The organism is Saccharopolyspora antibiotica (genome assembly GCF_047200635.1).
In the GTDB taxonomy this organism is placed as follows: Bacteria; Actinomycetota; Actinomycetes; order Mycobacteriales; family Pseudonocardiaceae; genus Saccharopolyspora_C.
Window position 1 is genome coordinate 1 of the sequence record NZ_JBJZOI010000001.1, and the last position, 21029, is coordinate 21029.

A 21029-nucleotide genomic window follows, 5' to 3' on the forward strand; every position below is an offset into this window, starting at 1 on the left:
TGAACAGGTCGGGTGCCGACATGGGAATTGCCTCCTGGTGATCGATGTGGGCTGCCCGGGTGTCCGGGCGGTCCTTCGAGGTTCGGGGTGCCCGCGGGGCGGGCGGTCCGAGGCCGCTCAAGCGGTCCTGCGGTAGAACGGCAGCTCGACGACGCTCACGTCGATCGATCTGCCGCGGATGTCGACCTGCAGCGCGGTCCCGGTCGCGCTGTGCGACCGGTCCACGTAGGCCATCGCGATCGGGTGCCCCAGCGTCGGCGATGGGGCACCGCTGGTCACCTCGCCGACCTCGGCGCCGTCGGCGTCGAGGACCCGGTAGCCGTGCCGGGGCGCTCGGCGCGCGTCGGTGCGCAGGCCGACGAGGGTGCGTTCGGTGGGCGCCTCGGCGGTGCGGGCCAGCGCGGCCCTGCCGACGAAGTCGCCCGGCTTGTCCAGCTTCACCACCCGGCCCAGGTTGGCGTGGTACGGGGTGACCGCGGCGGACAACTCGTTGCCGTACAGCGGCATCCCCGCCTCCAGTCGCAGCGTGTCCCGGCAGGACAGGCCGGCGGGCAGCAGCCCGTGCGGGGCGCCGGACTCGGACAGCGCGCGCCACACCGCGGGCGCGTCGCCGGGGGAGGTGAACAGCTCGAAGCCGTCCTCGCCGGTGTAGCCGGTGCGCGCCAGCAGCACGTCGACGTCGGCGACCCGGCTGGGGTAGCCCGCGTAGTACTTGACCTCGGACAGGTCGGTGCTGGTCAGCGGCGCCAGGATCTCGACGGCCTTCGGTCCCTGCACGGCGATGAGCGCGTAGCGGTCGGAGACGTCCTCGTGCGCGGCGTCGAACCGGCTGACGCGCTCGGCGAGTTCGGCGGAGACCACGTCCGCGTTGGCCGCGTTGGCCACCACGAGGTACTCCTGCTCGCCGAGCCGGTAGACGATGAGGTCGTCGAGCACGCCGCCCTCGGCGTTGCAGAGCATGGTGTAGCGGGCACGACCCACCGTGATCGCCGAGGCGTTCGCGACGAGCGCGTGGTCCAGGGCGGCGGCGGCCTGCGGCCCGCTGATCCGGATCTCGCCCATGTGCGAGAGGTCGAAGAGACCCGCTGCGGTGCGCACCGCCTGGTGCTCGGCGGTGTCCCCGGAGTAGCGGACCGGCATCCGCCAGCCGGCGAACTCGGTGAAGTGCGCGCCGAGCGACTCGTGGACCTCGGCGAGGGGGGTCTGTCGCGGGGAGGCTGGCGACGTCATGGGTGCGGAACTCCTCTGGGTGAGCACCGATCACGTCGAGGGACCGGCTGCGACCACTTCCAGCGGAAACCATATCCGGGGTCCCTCGGCGGCGACGGGCGCGGGCGTGCGCTGGCCGGTCTCCCCGGAGTCATTGGCCTGAGAGTTTCACCGCGCGCGAGGGCGGCTTGCACCGTGGGCGAGGGACCGCGATCCCTGCTTTTCTCCGTGATCGCCTGCTGCCGTGCGGTGCGGGGCCTGAGAGTTTGATGGGGAGGATTGCTCCTTCGGCGCTGCACCCAGGAATCACATCCTGCACGGACCAGGGGCTCCTGGCGGGGCGCAGACTCTCCCGCACGACGTCGTCGGCGTGGATGTTCGGTTGTGCCTGGGAACGCTACGGAGGCCGCGCGGCGCAGTCAACAGAACGTGAGAGTGATCCCGTCACCGAGGGTGAGCGGTCCCGGGGGGTGCGGCGAGCGCGTCGAACTGCGCGCGCAGCCCGTCGACCAGGGCCCCCAGCGCGAGCTCGAAGCTGGCCTCGTCGATCTCGGCGGCGTGCTCGCTGAGCAGGTGCGCGTCGCGCAGGTGCGGGAAGCGCTCGTCGTACACCTCGGCGTCGTCGACGAAGCCCCCGGCGAAGGACCCCATCGCGGCGCCGACGACGAGGTACTTGGCCGACGCCCCGATCATGGTGGCGTATCGCGGCGGCCAGCCCGCGCCGGTGAGTCCGCCGTGCACGGCGTCGGCGCGGCGCAGCGAGGTCTCGCGCCGGGCGGGACCGGAGGCCATGAACGGCACCAGGTGCGGATGCGCGGCGAGCGCGGCTCGGTACGAGCGCGCCCAGCGGATCAGCCCGGTTTGCCAGTCGACGGTGAAACCACTGGTGTCCACGGTGTCCATCACGTCCTCGGCGAGGTCGTGCAGGAGGGCTTCCTTGGTGGCGACGTGGTTGTAGAGGGAGGCCGCGCGCACGCCGAGGGCTTCGGCGAGCCTGCGCATCGACAGCGCCTCCAGGCCGTGCTCGTCGATGATCCGCAGCGCGCCGCTCCGGATGCGCTCGGGGCTGAGCTGGGGGCTCCTCGGTCTGCCCACTGCCGCCCTCCCGCTCGTCCTCCGGTGCCGCGTACTCCGCGCCCGGAATGCTCCGATCAGTGTCCTTCGCGTTGCTCTTGCCGCGCAGCTCGGGGTGGCCCTACAGTCCAAAACTAACGGCGTTAGCAAATCGGGTCGGCTCGGGATCGCTGACGAGGTGCCCCGCGGAGAGGTGGACGATGGTCAACGACGACGAGTTCCCGGTCCAGCCGCGCACCGCGCTGTCGCTGGCCTCCGTGCTCGCCGAGCCCGCGCGGCTGCGGCCCGGGGCGACGGCGGTCGTCGAGGGGGAGCAGCAGGTCACCTACGGCGAGCTGTGGCGGCAGGTCCGCGCGCACGCGGCGGCCCTGCGGGCTCGCGGGATCGGGCCCGGCGACCGGGTCGCCGTCGTGGCCCCCAACGTCGTCGACTTCGTCCGCGCCTACTACGGCGTGCTCGCCGCGGGCGGTGTCGTGGTCCCGGTGCCGCTGCTGCTGGTTCCCGACGAGGCGGCGTACCTGCTGCGCGACTCCGGGGCGAAGCTGGTCGTCGGGCACACCGGCCAGCTCGGCCTGGCGGCTGAGTCCGCGCGCCGAGCCGGGATCCCGCTGGTCGCGGTGGGCCCGCCCGCCGACGGCCCGGAACGCCCCCCGTCGCTGACCGGGGAGGCGGCCGCCGCGGACCCGGTGCCGACCTTCGCCACCAGGGCTCCCGACGACCCGGCGGTCATCTTCTACACCAGCGGCACCACCGGGCGCCCCAAGGGCGCGGTGCTCACCCACCTGAACCTGGTCCTCAACGCCACGGTGAACGCCTTCGACGCGAACGACACCCGCCGCGAGGACCGGGTCCTGGGCTGCCTGCCGCTGTTCCACGTGTTCGGGCAGACCGTGTCGCTCAACACCACCTTCCGCGCGGGCGCCACGCTGGTGCTGCAACCCCGGTTCGACCCGGCCGAGGCGCTGCGGCTCATCCGGGACCAGCGGATCACCCAGCTCAACGGGGTGCCCACCATGTACATCCGGATGTTGGAGGCCGCGGGCGACGAGGAGCTGCCGAGCCTGCGCCTGTGCATCTCCGGCGGGGCGGCGCTGCCCGTGGCGGTGCTGGAGCGCTTCCAGCGCCGGTTCGGCGCCCCCATCCACGAGGGCTACGGCCTCTCGGAGACCTCGCCGACGGCCACCGTGAACCAGCCGGCCTTCGGGTTGCGCGCCGGGACCGTCGGGCACCCGCTGTGGGGCATCGACGTGGAGATCGCCGAGCCCTCGGTGGAGGACCGCGTCGAGCTGCTGCCCCCGGGCGAGGTCGGTGAGGTGGTGGTCCGCGGCCACAACGTCTTCGCCGGGTACCTCGACGACCCGGCGGCGACCGCGGCCGCCGTGGTGGACGGGTGGTTCCGCACCGGGGACCTGGGCGTCAAGGACGACGACGGATTCCTCTCCATCGTGGACCGCAAGAAGGACCTGATCATCCGCAACGGCTACAACATCTACCCGCGCGAGGTGGAGGAGCTGCTGATCCGTCACCCCGCGGTCGCCCAGTGCGCCGTCATCGGCGTGCCGGACGCCGAGCGCGGCGAGGAGGTCTGCGCCGTCGTGGTCCCCGCGCCCGGCGAGGACCCGGACGAGTCGCTGGCCGCGGCGATCACCGCGTGGGCCGCCGAGCAGACCGCGCACCACAAGTACCCGCGCCGCGTCGTGTTCCTCGACGAACTGCCGCTGGGCCCCAGCCACAAGGTGCTCAAGCGGGAGCTGCGCGACCGCGTCGCCGGCGGCGCCTGAGCGCCGTCCCCGCACGCCGGAAATCCCGACTTCGCCGAAAGGAACGCCACCGATGGTCGACTTCTCCCTGTCCGAGACCGAACGCGACATCCGGGACTGGGTGCGCACGTTCGTGCAGCGGGAGCTGGTGCCGCTGGAGCCGGAGGTGCTGCGCCGCGAGCGCAACCACGAGCGCGGTCTCACCCGCGAGGAGCTCGCGGACCTGCGGCAGAAGGCCCGCGATGCCGGGTTCTGGGGCGTGCAGACCCCGGAGGAGTACGGCGGCATGGACCTCTCGGCGGTGCTCACCGCTCTGATCGAGATCGAACTGGGCCGCACCTTCGTGCCGTTCAGCTTCGGCGGGTACGCGGACAACATCCTCTACCGCGCCAACGAGGAGCAGCGGCAGCGCTACCTGCTGCCGACCATCGAGGGCGAGCGCAAGTCCTGCTTCGCCATCACCGAGCCCGGGGCGGGATCGGACGCGAAGAACCTGCGCACCACGGCCCGCAAGGAGGGCTCGGAGTGGGTGATCGACGGGGAGAAGACGTTCATCACCGGCGGCATCGACGCCGACTTCACCATGGTCTTCGCCGTCACCGACAGGGACAAGGGCGCCAACGGCGGCGTCACCTGCTTCCTCGCCGACCGGGAGGCGGGCTGGAAGTCGGAGCCGATCGAGATCATGGGTGAGTGGGACCGCCAGCCCGCCGCGCTCGTGTTCGACGGGGTTCGGGTGCCGGAGGCCAACGTGCTCGGCGAGGTGGGGGGCGGCTTCGAGCTGGCGATGCAGTGGATCGGCCGCGGCCGCTACCTGCTGCCCGCCCGCGCCCTCGGCGGTTGCGAGCGCATGATGGAGATGTCCATGGAGTACGCCCGCAACCGGCGGACCTTCGGGGCGCCCATCGCCGAGCGCCAGGCGATCCAGTGGATGATCGCGGACTCGGCGGTGGAGATCGAGGCCTTGCGCTGGCTGGTGCTGCAGGCGGCGTGGCAGGCCGACCAGGGGGTCGATTCGCGGCACGCCCAGTCCATCGCCAAGCTCTACGGCGGGACCCGGGCGAACGAGATCGTGGACCGGATGCTGCAGATCCACGGCGGCATGGGGTACACCCGCGAGCTGCCCATCGAGCGCTGGTACCGGGACATCCGGTTGCTGCGCATCTTCGAGGGCACCGACGAGATCCAGCGCCGCACCATCGCGCGCAACCTGCTCAAGGGGCACGCCTCGGTGAGCGGTGTGCTGGGCTGATCGGTCCCCGCCCCTCGAAGCGGTGTCCGATTCGCCGGTAGCCTGGGGGAGCGTGATCCACCCGCCCCTTTGGGAGTTGCCATGTCGTTGTTCAAGAAGGTGACCGACTTCGCCAAGAGCCCGCAGGGGAAGAAGGCGATCGACCAGGCCAAGCGCTACGCCAGCGACCCCAAGAACAAGGCGAAGATCGAGCAGGTGAAGAACCGCTTCATGGGCGGTGGCAAGGGCAGCGGCCACTGACCGCCCCCGCCCCGACGGCCCCCGGCTTAGCCGGGGGCCGTCGTCGTGCGGCGACCCCGGTGCGTGCTCCCCGGCGCGCCCGGCGGGGGACGTGCTCCGCCGGACCGGGCGGGCTCCGCCCGGCGCGGTGGGCGTCGCCCGGTCCGGTGGGCGTCGCCGAGCGCCGTGGAGACCACCGGACGTCGTGGCGCGACCGGCCTGCCACCCGGGGGTGATCCCGTGATCGGCGGGCTGTGCGGCCGGGTGATCGGCAGTAGGGTTCCCGAAGGGGGTTCGCTGAGCGCAGGGGCGGTGCGATGGGCCGGGCTTACGTCGTGGGCACGTTCGACACGAAGGCCGCCGAGCTGCGGTACGTCGCGGCGCTGGTGGCCGAGGCGGGGGTGGAGGTCACCACCGTCGACGTGAGCACCTCCGGCGCCGAACCCACCGACGATCCGGACGTGACCGCCGCCGAGGTCGCCGCTGCGCACCCGAGGGGCGCGAGCGCGGTGTTCACCGGTGAGCGAGGCTCGGCGGTGCGCGCGATGGCGCTGGCCTTCGAGCGGTGGCTGGGCGCGCGCGTCGACGTCGGCGGGGTGCTGGGGCTCGGCGGGTCCGGGGGCACGGCGCTGATCGCTCCCGCCCTGCGGGCGCTGCCGGTGGGACTGCCGAAGCTGGTGGTCTCGACCGTGGCCTCGGGGGACGTCTCGGGTTACGTGGACGCCTCGGACATCGCGATGTTCCCCGCGGTGACCGACCTGGCCGGCCTGAACCGGATCTCCCGGCAGGTGCTGGGCAACGCCGCGCACGCGCTGGCCGGAGCGGTGCGCAGCGCGGTGCCCGCCGCGCCGGAGCGGCCCGCCGTGGCGCTGACCATGTTCGGCGTGACCACGCCCTGCGTCACCGAGACCGCGCGGCGGCTCGCCGCCGAGCACGACCCGCTGGTCTTCCACGCGACCGGAACCGGCGGCCGCGCGATGGAGAAGCTGGTGGCGGACGGCCTGGTGGGCGCGGTCCTGGACATCACCACCACCGAGGTGTGCGACCTGATCGCCGGGGGAGTGATGAGCGCGGGACCGGAGCGGCTCGACGCGATCGCCCGCGCGGGGGTGCCCTACGTCGGCTCCTGCGGCGCCCTCGACATGGTCAACTTCGGCCCGCCGGACTCGGTGCCGGAGCGCTACCGGGGCAGGCTGTTCCACGAGCACAACCCGCAGGTCACGCTCATGCGCACCACTCCGGAGGAGAACCGCGAGATCGGCCGCTTCCTCGCCGCGAAGCTCAACGCCTGCACCGGGCCGGTGCGCTTCCTGCTGCCCGAGGGCGGGGTGTCGTCGCTGGACCTGCCGGGACGGCCGTTCCACGACCCGGACGCCGACGCGGCCCTGTTCGAGGTGCTGGAGGCGGAGGTGCGGCAGACCGACCTGCGCCGTCTGGTGCGGGTTCCGCAGGACATCAACGACGACGGTTTCGTCGACGCGCTGCTGGGCGCGTTCGACGAGATCGGCGCCGGACGGGGAGGACGCGGATGACGCGGTTCGAGCGCGCGGACCTGGTGCGCAGGTTCCGGGACATGGCCGACCGGGGCGAGCCGATCATCGGCGGCGGAGCCGGGACCGGGTTGTCGGCCAAGTGCGAGGAGGCCGGCGGGATCGACCTGATCGTGCTCTACAACTCGGGCCGCTACCGGATGGCCGGGCGCGGCTCCCTGGCCGGGCTGCTGGCCTACGGCAACGCCAACGAGATCGTGCTGGAGATGGCGAGCGAGGTGCTGCCGGTGGTGCACCGGACCCCCGTGCTGGCGGGGGTGAACGGCACCGACCCGTTCCTGCACACCGGCCCGTTCCTGGCGCGGCTGCGGGAGCTCGGCTTCTCCGGGATCCAGAACTTCCCCACCGTGGGCCTCATCGACGGCACCTTCCGGGCCAACCTGGAGGAGACCGGGATGAGCTACCGGCTGGAGGTGGACCTGGTGGCCGCCGCGCGTGAGGCGGACCTGTTCACCACCCCGTACGTGTTCTCCGCCGCCGATGCCCGGGCGATGACCGAGGCCGGGGCCGACGTGGTGGTCTGCCACCTCGGGCTCACCACCGGCGGTTCCATCGGGGCGGAGACGGCGAAGGACCTGGACGCCTGCGTCGCGCTGGTGGACGAGTGGTCGGCCGCGGCCGCCGAAGTTCGCGAGGACGTGCTGGTCCTGTGCCACGGTGGTCCGGTCGCGACGCCGCAGGACGCCGCCCACGTGCTGTCCCGGGCCGAGCGCTGCCACGGCTTCTACGGGGCCAGCAGCATGGAACGCCTCCCCGTGGAGCAGGCGTTGACCGAGCGGACGAGGGAGTTCAAGCACCTCCGGATCTGATGAAGGGGAGAACGTGATGGCGCGGTCCTACGCGAGTGCGGTGGTGCCGGCGACCGCCGACGAGGTCTGGGCGCTGGTGCGCGACTTCGGCGGTCTGCCGGGGTGGCACCCGGCGATCAGCAGCGGCGAGCTGGAGGCCGGGGCGTCCGCGGCCGAGGTCGGCGCGGTGCGGCGGCTGGTGCTCGGCGACGGTGGCCAGGTGCGGGAGCGGCTGGTGGCGCTGGACGACGCTGCCCGCAGCTGCACCTACGACATCACCGAGGGTCCGTTCCCGGTGCGTTCCTACCGCAGCACGATTCGCGTCCTGCCGATCACGGCGACCGGAGCGGCCTTCGTGGAGTGGAGCGCCGACTACGGCGCTGACGCCGCCGACGAGGCGCGGCTGGACCAGATCTTCGGCGGCGCCGTGTTCGGCACCGGTCTGGCGGCGCTGGCCGAGCGCTTCGCGGGCTGACCCCTCCGGGCGGCTGGTGGACCCCCCGGACGTGTTCGGCGCAAGACACCATTCGGCGGGACCGGTGTGGGTTAGGCGACAGCCGTACGCGGCGGCCCGTTAGAGTTCAGCCGTGCCCAGCAGCGAGACTTCCCCTGAACGAGCGACCCAAAACGAGTCGCCAGAAACTCTGCGTAGCAGCGGCGCGGCGGGTGGTGTGGTCGTCACCGGTGGGTCCGGTTTCGTCGGCCGCTCCGTCGTCCGGGCGCTGACCGGACGCGGCACGCCGGTCACGATCGTCGATCTGCAGGAGCCGCCGGAGTCGCTGCGCGGCGAGCTCGTCCGCTACGTCCCCGGTGACCTCCTCGACCCGGCGGTCCGCGAGGCCGCGGTCGCCGAGGGGACCGAGGCGATCGTGCACCTGGCCGCGATCACCTCGGTGCTGCGCTCGGTCGACCGGCCCGCCGAGACCTACCGCACCAACGTCGAGGTCACCCAGGAGCTGCTGGAGCTCGCGCGGCTGCGCGGCGTCGGCCGGTTCGTGCTCGCGTCCACCAACGCGGTCGTCGGCGACATCGGCCGCGGCACCATCACCGAGGACCTGCCGCTGCGCCCGCTCACCCCGTACGGCTCGACGAAGGCCGCCTGCGAGATGCTGCTGTCCGGCTGCGCCGGCTCCTACGGGATCGCGACCGCCGCGCTGCGGTTCACCAACATCTACGGTCCCGGGATGGGGCACAAGGACAGCTTCATCCCGCGCCTGATGCGCGCGGCGCTGGCCGGCGAGGGCGTCGAGGTCTACGGAGACGGCGCGCAGAGCCGGGACTTCGTGCACGTCGAGGACGTGGTGCAGGGCATCCTCGCGGCCTGCGACAAGGAGTGGACCGGGACCGCGATCATCGGGTCCGGGCGTTCCCTGTCCGTGCTCCAGCTCATCGAAGCCGTCCGCGCCGCGACCGGCGCGCCGCTGCCGGTCACCCACGTGCCCGCCAAGAACGGCGAGATGCCCGCGGTGATCGTCGACGTGTCGAAGGCGGGCCGCGAGCTCGGCTACACCCCGGCGGTGGAGCTCACCGAGGGCTTGCGAACCGTGTGGGAGGACTTCCGCGCGGCCTCCACCGGGACGCCGTGACCGCCGCGCCGGCGCGGCGACTCCGCGCGCACTGGCTGCTCGCGCTGCTGCTGCTCGGCGGCGCCGTGCTGCGCGTGCTCGCGCAGCTGGCCTACCGCCCGGCGCTGCTCTACATCGACTCGTTCCGCTACCTCGACGACCTCGGGGTGTTCTTCCCGGGCGGCATCAACCCCATCGGCTACGAGGTGCTGCTGCTGGGGCCGCTGCTGCTGGTGGGGAACCTGGCGCTGGTCGTCGCCGTGCAGCACCTGCTCGGGCTCGCGCTGGGCGTGGCGATCTACGCGCTGCTGCTGCGCTTCGGCGCGCGGCGGTGGATCGCGGCGCTGGCGGCGGCACCGGTGCTGCTGGACGCCTACCAGGTGCAGATCGAGCACAACATCATGTCCGACCTGCTGTTCCAGGTCCTGCTGCTGGCGTCGATCGCCGTGCTGACCTGGCGCGGCGCCCCCGGCCCGCGCACGGCGGCGATCGCCGGGCTGCTGCTGGCGGCCTCGGTCCTGGTCCGACTGGTGGGCCTGACGCTGGTGGTTCCGGCGGTGGTGTTCGTGCTGCTGGCGACGGGGCTGCGTCCGCGCGAGGGCTGGCGGCCCCGGTTGCGCGCCGCCGGAGCCCTCGCCGGGGCGTTCGCCGGGGTGCTGCTGTGCTACGCGACGTACCACCTGATCTGGACCGGGACCCCGGCGCTCGGCGGCTCCACCGGCAGCGTCGTCTACGGGCGCACCGCCGCCGTCGCGCGCTGCGACGAGCTCGGGCTCACCGCCGAGGAGGCCGTGGTGTGCCCGCGCGAACCGGTGGCGGTCCGCGCGGAGCGCGGCATCGACTTCTACATCCACTTCTGGCACGTCCCGGTCAACACCGACCGGCTGCCGGAGGGCTTCGACCTGAACGCGGCGCAGAGCGGCGTGGCCCGCAAGGTCCTGCTGCACCAGCCCTTCGACGTCCTCGGCGGTTTCCTGAACGACTTCCTCAAGGGTTTCGCGCCCACCCGGACCCAGTCGCCCGGCGACGTGCCGCTGGCCCGCTGGCAGTTCACCACCGACTACCCGATGTACGCGGATCCCTGGTACGTCGCCGAGTGGGCCGAGCTGCACGGGGACGGCACCGTGCACGCCGATCCCCGGCTCGGTGGTCTGCTGCGGGACTACCAGCTCGGCGGCGGCTACACGCCGGGCCTCGCGCTCGGCGGCTGCCTGCTGGTGTCCGCCGCCGCGGTGCTGGGCGCCGGCCGGGCTCGCCGCAGCGGGCTGCGCGCGGTGGTGCTGCTGCCCGCCGGGCTGGCCACGACGGTGCTGGCCACCGCCGCGGCGATGGAGTTCTCCTGGCGCTACCAGCTGCCGGGCCTCGTGCTGCTCCCGCTGGCGGCCGGACTGGCGATCACGGCGATCACCGGGCCGCGTCGGCCCCGCTCATCCGAATCCATCACGTGAAGGAGCTCACCATGTCCACGACCTTCCCGGACGAGGTCGACCGGGCCGCCCTCGACGGCTACGCGGAGCGCTACGGCGACCGCCGGTTAGCCCCGGTGGTCGTGCTCATCGCGGCCTACGACGAGCAGGACGCGCTGGGGGCGGTGCTCGACGGCATTCCCGCCAGCAGCTGCGGACTGGACGTGGACGTGCTCGTCGTCGTCGACGGCGCCACCGACGACACCGCGGAGGTCGCGCTGCGCCACGGCGCGCAGACCTGCGTGGCGCCGGTGAACCGGGGCCAGGGCGCCGCGCTGCGCCTCGGCTACCGGCTCGCGGCCGAGCGCGGCGCGCAGTACCTGGTCACCACCGACGCCGACGGCCAGTACGACATCGACGAGCTGCCGAGGCTGCTGCGGCCGTTGCTCGACGACGAGGCCGACTTCGTCACGGGCTCGCGCACCCTCGGCAGCTCCGAGAGCACCGATCTGGTGCGCCGGGCGGGCACCCACGTGTTCGCCTGGATCGTCACGGCCCTGACCCGGCAGAAGATCACCGACACCTCGTTCGGCTTCCGCGGCATGAAGATCGAGGTGCCGAACTCGGTGCGGCTGGAGCAGCAGCAGTACCAGTCGTCGGAACTGCTGGTCGGGGTGCTCGCCCGCGGCTACCGGGTGCTCGAACGGCCGATGACGATGCTGGCCCGCGCCGCCGGGGAGAGCAAGAAGGGCCACAACGTCCTCTACGGCTACCGCTACGCGAAGGTCGTGCTGGGCACCTGGCTGCGCGAGCGGCGCGGCGCCCCGCGGCCGCGAGTCCGTCCGGACGCGGAGCGGGTCAGCGAGCCCGCGGCGGTCGCTCCCGAGCGGTGAAGACGAACCGGTCGATGATCAGGAACTTCACCACGAACATCACCAGGTAGGTGGCCAGGAAGGCGCCCCACACGATCGCCACCTGCGGGAGGCGGTCGTGCGGGAAGGCGTCCAGCGCGAGGCGTTCCGCGCCGCTGGTGGCCAGTGCCGCCAGCAGCGCGGTGCCCACCGACAGCGCGGCGTAGCGCAGGATCTCCCCGCGCAGCGCCTCGCGCCCCCCGCCGCCCCAGGTCCGGCGGTTCAGCAGGAAGTTCGGCACCGCCCCGGCCAGCCACGCCAGCACCGTGGAGACCACCGGCAGCGCTCCCAGCGAGTAGGAGCCGACGAACACGAGCTGGCTGATGCCGGTCGCGACCACCGAGGCGGCGGCGAACCGGCTGATCAGCCGCCAGTAGTGCCCGCGGGTCCGCGGTGGGGGAGCGGTCTCGGTCGCCTGCTGCACTCTCGGTCCTCTCCTCGGCACCCGGGGGCGGGCGCGTCCGCACGATACCGGGGCCTCCGCCGGGGCCGTGCCGCTCCGGGAAGCGTGCCGCTCCTCTCGGGAAGCACCCGAGTTCGGCTCTTCGTTCCCGAGCCGAAGGATGAGACCATTCCGGTGTTGCCGGGGGTGCGCCGGGACATCGGGTTGTCGGCCGCACCGCGCTCCGGCAGCGCGTTTCCCATCGTGCCGATCGACCCCGGAGCACTCGGGTGCCCCGGGGAACGCCACCGCGCCGTCGACCGGCGGCCGAGGTGGTGCAACGAAGTAGAGGAGAACAAGGCGTGCGAATCCTCGTCCTCGGGGGCGACGGCTACCTCGGCTGGCCCACCGCTCTGCACCTGTCCGACCACGGCCACGAAGTGGCGGTGGCCGACAACTTCGCCCGGCGCGGCTACGACCACGAGATGGGTGTGCGGAGCCTGGTGCCGATCGAGCCGATGCAGACCCGCGTCGAGGCGTGGCGCGAGGTCTCGGGCAAGAGCATCAAGTCCTACTACGGCGACCTGGTCGACGCGGACTTCACCTACGAGATGGTGCGGGACTTCCGCCCGGACACCATCGTCCACTTCGCCGAGCAGCGCGCGGCGCCGTACTCGATGATCGACCGCAAGCACGCCGTCTACACCCAGCAGAACAACGTCGTCGGCAATCTCAACGTGCTGTTCGCGATCCAGGAGATCGACCCCGCGATCCACCTGGTGAAGCTGGGCACGATGGGCGAGTACGGCACGCCGAACATCGACATCGAGGAAGGCTGGCTGGAGGTCACGCACAAGGGGCGGACCGACCGGATGCTCTTCCCGAAGAAGCCGGGCTCGTTCTACCACCTGAGCAAGGTGCACGACAGCCACAACATCGAGTTCGCCTGTCGCATCTGGGGCCTGCGCGCCACCGACCTCAACCAGGGCGTCGTGTACGGCCAGGAGACGCCGCAGACCGCGCGGGATCCGCGGCTGGCGACCCGCTTCGACTACGACGCGATCTTCGGCACGGTGCTGAACCGCTTCGTCATCCAGGCCGTGCTCGGCCACCCGCTGACCGTGTACGGCAGCGGTGGCCAGACCCGCGGGCTCATCGACATCAGGGACACCGTGGAGTGCATCCGGCTGGCCGCGGAGAACCCGGCCGAGGTGGGCGAGTTCCGGGTGTTCAACCAGATCACCGAGAGCTTCTCCGTCGAGGAGATCGCCAAGGTCGTGGCGAACTGCTTCGACGGTTCGGTCGAGGTCGAGTACCTGGACAACCCGCGCGTGGAGCAGGCCGAGCACCACTACAACGTCGTGCACACCGGTCTGGTCGAGCTGGGTCTGGAGCCGCACCTGCTGTCGAACACGCTCATCGATTCGCTCTTCGGCGTCGCCCAGGCGCACGTGGACCGGGTCGACCTGGGCGCGATGCGCCCGACGGTGCGGTGGCGCGCCGCCTCCAGCCCGATGCGCGCGGAGGGCTGAGCGGAGCGGTTCGGCGTCGGTGGCGGGTGCGCGGCGCCCGCCACCGACCACCGTCCAGTTCGATGTCGTGCTGTTCCCGAACTGTGCGCTTCGAGGCCTGGAATATTCCATGATTCACGTGCACACTGAAGCCACGCGTCGCTGGATCCCGCGTGTCAGGTGCGATCGCCTCGCGCGAGGAACCGGTGGCGGTTTCGCCCGAACTCCGGGTGTGAAACGAGCGGTCAGTCGGTGGCCGCAGGTACGGGGAGCGGCGTCCCGGGCGCGGGAATGAAGTGCGTACTCGCACCCGGGGCGCCTACCGCGTGTCGGGGGGCTTCCACACGGCCTACCGAACAGTAGCCCTTTCGTATGATTCGCGCGATACGGCACGTGGGTAAACCTCCACGCTCCGTGCGCCACCGGTAGCCGAGCGACCTCTGGTCGAGGACCCCGCGCGGGCCCCGGCTCAGCCGACCGGCTCGCCCACCTCCTCCGGCAGCTCCTCGCGGCGGTCGCGGACGATCTGCCGCACGGTGAACGCCAGCGCCGCGACCCAGCCCACCGCGATGACCGCGTAGATCAGCGCGGGCGCGGGCAGTTCGAACGCCTTGGTCAGGGTGCGGGCGTTGGTCAGCACGATGAGCCCGCCCGCGCCGACGCCGATCAGCCGCATCGGCACGATCCGCACCAGGTACGCCGCCAGCGGCGCGGCGATGACGCCGCCCAGCAGCAGCGCGGCCACCGTGGTCCAGGACAGCGGCTCGTCGGCCAGCGAGACGACGAATCCGAGGCTGGCCGCCACGGCGATGAGGAACTCGCTGGTGTCCACCGAGCCGACGACCTTGCGCGGCTCGACCCTGCCGGTGCTCAGCAGCGTCGGCGTGGCCACCGGCCCCCAGCCGCCGCCCCCGGTCGCGTCGACGAACCCCGCGACCAGGCCCAGCGGGGCGAGCAGCTTCGAGCTCACGCCGGTCAGCTGCCTGCGGCGCAGCGGGCGCAGCGCGAAGCGCAGCAGCACGTACAGGCCCAGCACCAGCAGGATGGTGGACATCCAGGGCTCGGCCGCCTCGGTGGAGAGGTTGCTCAGCGCGGTGGCGCCGAGGAACGCGCCCGCGGCACCGGGCACGCCCAGCACGAGCACCACGCGCCAGTCGACGTTGCCGAACTTCCAGTGCGAGACGCCGGAGGCCATCGAGGTGCCGATCTCGGCCAGGTGCACCGAGGCGGAGGCCACCGCAGGGGTGAGGCCCGCGGTGAGCAGGATCGTCGTCGATGTCACCCCGTAGGCCATGCCCAGTGAGCCGTCGACGAGCTGGGCGAGGAAACCGCCGAGCGCGAAGATCAGGAAGGTGTGCACGATCTCTCCGTGGGGGTCGTGGGAACCCCGGTCGTGCGCGTGCGCTCCGGGGCGTGTCGGGAGGTGCGTCCGGGCGCGTTCCGATGGCGCGGGAGCGCGGTGCTCCCGGCGGGGCCGCGGAGGCCCGGGGCGATCGGATCAGCGCCCGGGACGACATCCGGCGGAGCTGACGCGGAGCAGGTCCACGTGCAGGCGCTGCACGAGCAGGCCCCACTGGTCACCGCGAGTCATGCGGGTCAGTGAAGCAGACCGGCCCCGCGAGCGGCACGCACTTCTCACGTGGCGGGAGCTCGACGCGGGGCGGTCGCGCGCGAGCGGCTCCCGCCTCGCGTCCCGGTGACCGGGGGGTGCGGCGAGGGTGTGGGCAAGGCCACTTTCGGGCCGGAGTCGCCTTGGTCGCCGACCCACCCCGGCGGCCGGCCGCGCTGATCGATCGTCCGGGGCGATCGCGGCCCCGTCCGCGCGCGAGACGGGCGGCTGCCGTGACCGCCTCGTCGCGCTCCGCGACCGCCGACCGCGTGCCCAGCGGCGATGGCCCGGCGGGAGCCGTGATCGCCGCGGGTGATCGATCTTCGCTCCGCGTGACCGGGTCCCAGGGCAGGGCGCGACGGAAGATCACGAGTGTTATCGAATGGTCATCTTATTTTGTCACTTGGAGTGCGGATGGCGCGTCCGTAAGTGAGCCTTTGTTCCTGCTAGAGGGTGAGGGCTTGATGCTCCCGATGACTCACGGCTACCTTTTCGGCCAGAAACATCACGGTTCGATCACGAACAGGACTCGCCCCCGAAGGGTCCACCCGCATCCCCCGGCGGGACCGGTCGAGCCTCCCCCGAAGACGGAAAGGCGAACATGGCGAAGCATCGCGTGGAGCGCGGCCGAACCCCGAAGGCCGCTCTCCGGGATTCCCTGGCGAACACCTTCCGCCCCCGCTCCGACAGCCAGAAGCCCCGGGTCGCCACCCGGAACAAGATCGCCGCGGCCGTGGTCGCGGCGGGAGCCTTCGCCGCGGTCGGTCAGCCGCTGGCGGCGAACGCGGACAAGAACACCGAGGTCCAGGCCGTCCAGCCGGTCACCGACCAGCACGCCGCCGCCCAGCAGCAGTTCGCGGCCGCCGCGCACGGCATCCCCGAGACCCGCGCCTCGGTGCGGCTTCTCGACGCGCATCCGGCGCAGGCCCCGCAGCAGGAAGCCGCGAAGGTCGCCAAGGCGCGGGAGGTCAAGGCCGCCGCTGACCGGAAGGCCGCCGACGAGGCCGCCGCCAAGCAGACGGCCGCCAAGCAGGCCGAGGCCAAGCGGGCCGAGCTCGCGAAGGAGGCCGAGGTTCCGGCCGGGAAGACCATCACGGCCCAGCCCGCGAAGGCGAGCAGCGGCTACGTCAAGCCCGCCGAGGGCACCTTCACCTCCGGGTTCGGTGCCCGGTGGGGCTCCACCCACAAGGGCATCGACATCGCCAACAGCATCGGCACCCCGATCGTCAGCGTCGCGAAGGGCGAGGTCATCAACGCCGGCCCCGCCAGCGGCTTCGGCCAGTGGGTCCGGGTGCAGCACGACGACGGCACGATCACCGTGTACGGCCACGTCAACACCATCGACGTGAGCGTCGGCCAGCAGGTCGACGCCGGTGAGAAGATCGCGACCATCGGCAACAAGGGCCAGTCGACCGGTCCGCACCTGCACTTCGAGGTCATCCAGAGCGGCAGCAAGATCAACCCGCTGCCCTGGTTGCAGGAGCGCGGCATCTCGGTCAAGTGATGCTCCGGCGGCCCCGGCGCGGGCCGCCGCCCGAAGCGGGCGCCCGAGGTGCGGCTCACCCCCGACCGCGCCTCGGGTGGCCCCTCCACTCCGGTGGGAGCAGCGGACCCCCGTCGATCCGCCGCGGACCAGTCAGTCCGCGGTGGACTCGGCGGGGGTTTCGGCTTGTTCCATGCGCTCCCGCAGCCAGCTCAGAGTGCGGGCCAGCAGCCGGGAGACGTGCATCTGCGAGATGCCGATCTGCTCGGCGATCTGGGTCTGGGTCATCGACCGGAAGAACCGCATCACCAGGATCCGCCGCTCGCGCTCGTCGAGCTCGGCCAGCAGCGGCCTGATCGTCTCCCGGTTCTCGACCTCGGCGAGTTCGGCGTCGTCGGAACCGATGGCAGCGCCGAGCGGGATCTCGTCGGTGGCGGTGAGCAGTTCGTCCAGCGAGGCGCTGCGGTAGGCGTTGCCCGCCTCCAGCCCGCGGAAGACGTCGTCCCGGCTGATGTCGAGGTGCTCGGCGAGCTCGCTGGGCGTCGGCGCGCGCCCGAGCTCCTGGGAGAGCCGCGCGATGGCGGAGGACACCGACAGGTGCAGCTCCTGGAGCCGGCGCGGCATCCGCACCGCCCACCCGGTGTCCCGGAAGTGCCTGCGCACCTCGCCCATGATCGTGGGCACGGCGTAGGACAGGAAGTCGACCCCGCGTCCGGGATCGAAGCGGTCCACGGCGTTGATCAGCCCGAGGGTCGCGACCTGGGTGAGATCCTCCTGGGCCTCCCCGCGATGGCTGAACCGGCGTGCGATGTGCTCGGCGACCGGCAGGTGCGCGGTCACCAGGCGGTCCCGCAGCTCCGCATGACGGGGATCGTGTTCGTCCACACCCGCGAGTTCGGCGAACAGGGGCGCCAGTTCGTCGTAGCGTTGATGTCGCGAGTGCGCAGGGTGATCAGAATCCGCCTGCTTCACTCGTGTGTCCGTCCCTTGGTCAAGTCGATGCGGACAACATGACCACCGTCCGTGTCCGCGTCTGGTTCCACCGAGGTTGACACAGCATCGACCAGCGCGCTGAGCACGCGCCAGCTGAACGTGTCCTGACGGGGCTCCCTGGGGCGGTCGCTCACCACCGAGGCGGCGACCCGCAGGCTGCGGTCGTCGCCCTGGAACCGGCAGGTGAGCGTCTGGCCGACCGTGGCGAGCCGGATCAGCGAGGAGCAGGCCTCGTCCACCGCGAGTCGCAGGTCGGCGATCGTGTCCACGTCGAAGTCGGCCCGCATCGCCAGGTCCGCGGTCACCGCCCGCAGCACTGAGAGCTGGGAAGCCTCCGCGGCCACCCTGACCTCCACCTCGGAGGTCGGCGGCGCCGCGTCCGGATGGATCTGGGCCGCGTGCGCGGCCTGCTCACTGCCTGCGGACTGGGGTACTGACACTGGGGCACCTCGCTCTGCGCTGGGGGGTTCTGCGCTGGGGGACCTGCTTCCACCGGAGCCCGGGACTCGCTGCCGGACCCCGGATCGCGCACCGGGCTCTGACCGCATCACGCGCCACCTCGATCAGGTCCTGGACCGGTCCCGGAACCGCCTGCCTGCGCGGCTGCCGGGGTCGGTCCACCGGCTGTCTCCACGAGTTCCACTACTCGCAGTCACCTATTACCCGACGCGGGGGCCTGGCAAACGGGTGTTCCAGGCCGGTCCCCCGATGATCCAGGTCCGAGGACCTAGATCGCGCTCGACCAGTAGCTCCAGAACGCCTGCAGCACCAGCACCACGATCACCAGGTACCACAGGACCAGCACCAGGCTGTGGAACTTCGCGAGCGCCGCCCCCGCGGCGGCGCCGCCGCCGAGGTGGCCGGAGCGCAGCACGTGCAGGGTCGTGTACCAGAAGATCGGGATGGTGACCGCCCAGACGACCATGCAGTACGGGCACAGCGCACCGATCTCGTACAGGCTCTGCGCGATCAGCCAGTGCACGAACACGACGCCGAGCGCGCTGCCCAGCTGGAGACCGAGCCAGAACCAGCGCGGGGCGGCGAAGCCACCGGTCAGGGCGGCTCCGGCGGCCATCAGCGCGGCGAACGCGGCGATCCCGAGCAGCGGGTTGGGGAAGCCGAACAGCGAGGCCTGCGGGCTGTCCATCACCGAGCCGCAGGAGACGATCGGGTTCAGGCTGCAGGACGGGACGTAGTCCGGGTTCCCCAGCTTGAGGATCTTCTCGACGGTGAGCGCGAACGCCGAGACGAGCCCGACCGCGCCGCCGAGCACGTACAGCCAGCCGAGTCCGCGAGCCGCGCCGACCGCGCTCGCGGGGGCCGCCGCGGCCGTGGCGCCCGGGGTCTGCCGCGTGGCGGTCACCGCGCGAGCTCCTGGTTCAGCCGGTCCCGCAGCTGCGCGGCGACGTCGCCGTAGGTCTTGGCGTCCTTGCCCGGCTCCCACTTGTGCCCGTTGATGAAGAAGGTGGGCGTGCCCTCGACCCCGGCGGCCTCGGCGTCGGCCTTGTCCTTCTCGATCCGCTGGGCGACCACCGGAGAGTCCAGGTCGGCGCGGAACTTGTTCACGTCCAGCCCGATCTGCTGCGCGTACTGGGTGAACAGGGTGTTCGCGCGCTGCTGGTCGTCGCTGACGTTCTGCCCGTCGGCGCTCACGGCCCAGGCGCGGTAGTCGTCGTAGAGGGCGTGGTACATCTCCTTGTACTTGCCCTGCTGGCCCGCGGCCTCGGCGGCCTTCGCGGCGGGCTCGGCCAGCGGATGCGCGCCGGTGATCGGGAAGTTCCGGTTCACGAAGGTGATCCGGCCGGCGAACTCCTGCTCGATGTTCTTGGTGACGCCGGTGTAGTAGCTCCAGCAGGACGGGCACTGGAAGTCGAGGAACTCCGCGACGGTCACCTTCCCGTCCGGGGCCTCCAGCAACGCGTTGCTGTCCGGGTGCGCGACGACGGCGCTGAGGTCGGCACCGGGCGCGGGGGCGGGGGCGCCGTTCCCGGCCTGGTCGTTCTGCCCGCCTCGGCCGGCGGTGAACAGCAGCACCCCGCCGATGATCACGATCGCGGCCACGACCACCACGATGCTCAAGATCATGTTGGTGGAGGGGCCGCTCTTCTTCAGCAGCGGGTTGGTCGTCTTCGGCATCGCTCAGTGCACCTTCAACGTCGGCTTCGGCGGGCGTCGGCCCGCGCCTGCGGCGGATCGACGCCAGTTTCCCGCACCAACACGAAAGTGTGAGAGAGCGGGTGGTCAGGACGGGTGTCCTGCCCACTACGGGTATACCGCATCCGTGGGTGGGGATGATCTGATCGATCTGGTGGACCCGGAGCTGAGGCCGCGGCTGCGGAGCTGGTCGGGGGACTGGCTCGCACCGCAGTTGGCGACCCGCGCGGACGCCCGGTTCTCCGATCCGGACTGGTTGTTCGAGCGCAAGCTCGACGGGGTCCGGGTGGTGGCCGGGCGGGACGGAGGGGACCCCGTCCTGTGGTCCCGGAACCACAACCGGGTGGACGCCTCCTACCCGGAGATCGTCGAGGCGCTGGCCGGGGCCCCGGAGCGGTTCGTGATCGACGGCGAGGTGGTGGCCTTCGACGGCGACCGCACGAGCTTCCCGCTGCTGCAGCGCCGGATGCACCTGAGCGACCCGAGGGCCGCCCGGCGCAGCGGGGTCGCGGTGCACTACGTCGTGTTCGACCTGCTCGCCCTCGGCGGGGTGGACCTCGCGCGGCTGCCGCTGCGGGTCCGCAAGCGGCTGCTGGCGGAGTGCTTCGACTTCACCGGTCCGCTGCGGTTCAGCGAGCACCGGCGCGGCGACGGCGAGGACTTCTACCGGCAGGCGTGCGCGCGCGGGTGGGAGGGCCTGATCGCCAAGCGCGCGGACCGCCCGCACCGCGGTGGCCGCTCCCGCGACTGGCTGAAGTTCCCGTGCCTGTCGGGCCAGGAGTTCGTCGTCGGCGGCCGCACCGCGCCGAAGGGCTCCCGCACGGGCTTCGGCGCGTTGCTGGTCGGCTACTTCGAGGGGGACGCGCTGCGCTTCGCGGGAAAGGTGGGCACCGGCTACGACGAGGCGGCGCTGCGCGAGCTGAGCACCCGCCTGGACGGCCTCGCCAGGCGCGACTCACCGTTCGCCGACCGCATCCCCGAGCGCGAGGTGCGCTGGGCGGACCCGGAGCTCGTCGTGCAGGTCGCCTTCACCGAGTGGACCCCGGAGGGCCGGCTGCGGCACCCGAGGTTCCTGGGCGTGCGCGACGACAAGACCGCGGCGGAGGTGGTGCGGGAGCGGTGAGGGTCGCGCGCTCTCGCGGCGGGGCACCCGGCCCGGCGCG

21 protein-coding genes and 2 riboswitches are annotated in these 21029 nt (G+C 72.2%); of the genes, 12 read left to right on the plus strand and 9 right to left on the minus strand.

What is annotated here, in order from left to right; translation table 11 throughout:
• Positions 1-117: 117 nt before the first annotated feature.
• Together gcvT and ACL03H_RS00010 are read right to left on the minus strand one after the other, a co-directional pair.
• Positions 118-1230, minus strand: a complete 1113-nt coding sequence (gcvT, locus tag ACL03H_RS00005; protein ID WP_412808902.1) for a glycine cleavage system aminomethyltransferase GcvT — start codon at positions 1228-1230, stop codon at positions 118-120.
• A 117-nt stretch (positions 1231-1347) separates the two neighbouring features.
• Positions 1348-1446, minus strand: a riboswitch (glycine riboswitch).
• Positions 1447-1574: riboswitch (glycine riboswitch) on the minus strand.
• Positions 1575-1653: 79 nt separating this feature from the next.
• A complete protein-coding gene (locus ACL03H_RS00010) occupies positions 1654-2304 on the minus strand; it encodes a TetR/AcrR family transcriptional regulator (protein WP_412808903.1) in 651 nt (216 codons plus the stop codon).
• A gap of 179 nt (positions 2305-2483) precedes the next feature.
• Between ACL03H_RS00010 and ACL03H_RS00015 the strand changes: the two genes are divergently transcribed.
• The 9 genes from ACL03H_RS00015 to ACL03H_RS00055 all read left to right on the plus strand — a co-directional run bounded on the left by ACL03H_RS00015 (position 2484) and on the right by ACL03H_RS00055 (position 11716).
• Positions 2484-4064 (plus strand): long-chain-fatty-acid--CoA ligase, encoded by a 1581-nt coding sequence (locus ACL03H_RS00015; protein WP_412808904.1) that lies wholly within the window; start codon positions 2484-2486, stop codon positions 4062-4064.
• Between the two features lie 52 nt (positions 4065-4116).
• The gene (locus ACL03H_RS00020) at positions 4117-5295 is read left to right on the plus strand and encodes an acyl-CoA dehydrogenase family protein (RefSeq protein WP_412808905.1); all 1179 of its coding nucleotides are present in this window, start codon (positions 4117-4119) and stop codon (positions 5293-5295) included.
• Between the two features lie 81 nt (positions 5296-5376).
• A complete protein-coding gene (locus tag ACL03H_RS00025; RefSeq protein WP_412808906.1) occupies positions 5377-5535 on the plus strand; it encodes a hypothetical protein in 159 nt (52 codons plus the stop codon).
• Positions 5536-5831: 296 nt separating this feature from the next.
• Positions 5832-7046 (plus strand): Tm-1-like ATP-binding domain-containing protein, encoded by a 1215-nt coding sequence (locus tag ACL03H_RS00030; protein ID WP_412808907.1) that lies wholly within the window; start codon positions 5832-5834, stop codon positions 7044-7046.
• Positions 7043-7873 (plus strand): phosphoenolpyruvate hydrolase family protein, encoded by an 831-nt coding sequence (locus tag ACL03H_RS00035; protein ID WP_412808908.1) that lies wholly within the window; start codon positions 7043-7045, stop codon positions 7871-7873. The genes ACL03H_RS00030 and ACL03H_RS00035 overlap by 4 nt, the downstream gene beginning before the upstream one ends.
• 16 nt (positions 7874-7889) lie before the next feature.
• A complete protein-coding gene (locus ACL03H_RS00040; protein WP_412808909.1) occupies positions 7890-8327 on the plus strand; it encodes an SRPBCC family protein in 438 nt (145 codons plus the stop codon).
• A gap of 196 nt (positions 8328-8523) precedes the next feature.
• Positions 8524-9438 (plus strand): NAD-dependent epimerase/dehydratase family protein, encoded by a 915-nt coding sequence (locus ACL03H_RS00045; protein ID WP_412808910.1) that lies wholly within the window; start codon positions 8524-8526, stop codon positions 9436-9438.
• The gene (locus ACL03H_RS00050) at positions 9435-10865 is read left to right on the plus strand and encodes a hypothetical protein (protein ID WP_412808911.1); all 1431 of its coding nucleotides are present in this window, start codon (positions 9435-9437) and stop codon (positions 10863-10865) included. Before ACL03H_RS00045 ends, ACL03H_RS00050 begins: the two co-directional genes overlap by 4 nt.
• A gap of 11 nt (positions 10866-10876) precedes the next feature.
• Positions 10877-11716, plus strand: a complete 840-nt coding sequence (locus ACL03H_RS00055) for a glycosyltransferase family 2 protein (protein WP_412808912.1) — start codon at positions 10877-10879, stop codon at positions 11714-11716.
• Here ACL03H_RS00055 and ACL03H_RS00060 read toward each other — a convergent pair.
• Entirely contained in the window at positions 11682-12158 is a 477-nt protein-coding gene (locus ACL03H_RS00060; RefSeq protein ID WP_412808913.1) for a GtrA family protein, read from the minus strand. The genes ACL03H_RS00055 and ACL03H_RS00060 overlap by 35 nt on opposite strands.
• A gap of 320 nt (positions 12159-12478) precedes the next feature.
• Between ACL03H_RS00060 and ACL03H_RS00065 the strand changes: the two genes are divergently transcribed.
• Entirely contained in the window at positions 12479-13648 is a 1170-nt protein-coding gene (locus tag ACL03H_RS00065) for an NAD-dependent epimerase/dehydratase family protein (RefSeq protein ID WP_412808914.1), read from the plus strand.
• 448 nt (positions 13649-14096) lie between these two features.
• Here the strand turns inward: ACL03H_RS00065 and ACL03H_RS00070 are convergent, their stop codons facing one another.
• Together ACL03H_RS00070 and ACL03H_RS00075 are read right to left on the minus strand one after the other, a co-directional pair.
• Positions 14097-14987 carry a sulfite exporter TauE/SafE family protein gene (locus ACL03H_RS00070; RefSeq protein WP_412808915.1) on the minus strand — a complete coding sequence of 297 codons (891 nt, stop codon included), beginning with the start codon at positions 14985-14987 and terminating at the stop codon, positions 14097-14099.
• Between the two features lie 138 nt (positions 14988-15125).
• Positions 15126-15218, minus strand: a complete 93-nt coding sequence (locus ACL03H_RS00075; RefSeq protein ID WP_412808916.1) for a putative leader peptide — start codon at positions 15216-15218, stop codon at positions 15126-15128.
• A gap of 619 nt (positions 15219-15837) precedes the next feature.
• Here ACL03H_RS00075 and ACL03H_RS00080 point away from each other — a divergent pair.
• On the plus strand, positions 15838-16740 hold the full coding sequence (locus tag ACL03H_RS00080) for a M23 family metallopeptidase (protein WP_412808917.1): 903 nt from the start codon (positions 15838-15840) through the stop codon (positions 16738-16740).
• 132 nt (positions 16741-16872) lie between these two features.
• Here the strand turns inward: ACL03H_RS00080 and ACL03H_RS00085 are convergent, their stop codons facing one another.
• From ACL03H_RS00085 to ACL03H_RS00100, 4 genes are all read right to left on the minus strand, one after another.
• Positions 16873-17691 carry an RNA polymerase sigma factor SigF gene (locus tag ACL03H_RS00085; RefSeq protein ID WP_412808918.1) on the minus strand — a complete coding sequence of 273 codons (819 nt, stop codon included), beginning with the start codon at positions 17689-17691 and terminating at the stop codon, positions 16873-16875.
• The gene (locus tag ACL03H_RS00090; protein ID WP_412808919.1) at positions 17688-18152 is read right to left on the minus strand and encodes an ATP-binding protein; all 465 of its coding nucleotides are present in this window, start codon (positions 18150-18152) and stop codon (positions 17688-17690) included. The genes ACL03H_RS00085 and ACL03H_RS00090 overlap by 4 nt, the downstream gene beginning before the upstream one ends.
• A 287-nt stretch (positions 18153-18439) precedes the next feature.
• Complete coding sequence (locus ACL03H_RS00095) at positions 18440-19075, minus strand: vitamin K epoxide reductase family protein (protein WP_412808920.1); 636 nt, start codon at positions 19073-19075, stop codon at positions 18440-18442.
• Positions 19072-19848: a DsbA family protein gene (locus ACL03H_RS00100; RefSeq protein ID WP_412808921.1), complete on the minus strand. Its 777-nt coding sequence runs from the start codon at positions 19846-19848 to the stop codon at positions 19072-19074. The genes ACL03H_RS00095 and ACL03H_RS00100 overlap by 4 nt, the downstream gene beginning before the upstream one ends.
• A 145-nt stretch (positions 19849-19993) precedes the next feature.
• Between ACL03H_RS00100 and ligD the strand changes: the two genes are divergently transcribed.
• Positions 19994-20989, plus strand: a complete 996-nt coding sequence (gene ligD, locus ACL03H_RS00105) for a non-homologous end-joining DNA ligase (RefSeq protein ID WP_459561762.1) — start codon at positions 19994-19996, stop codon at positions 20987-20989.
• Positions 20990-21029 lie beyond the last annotated feature (40 nt).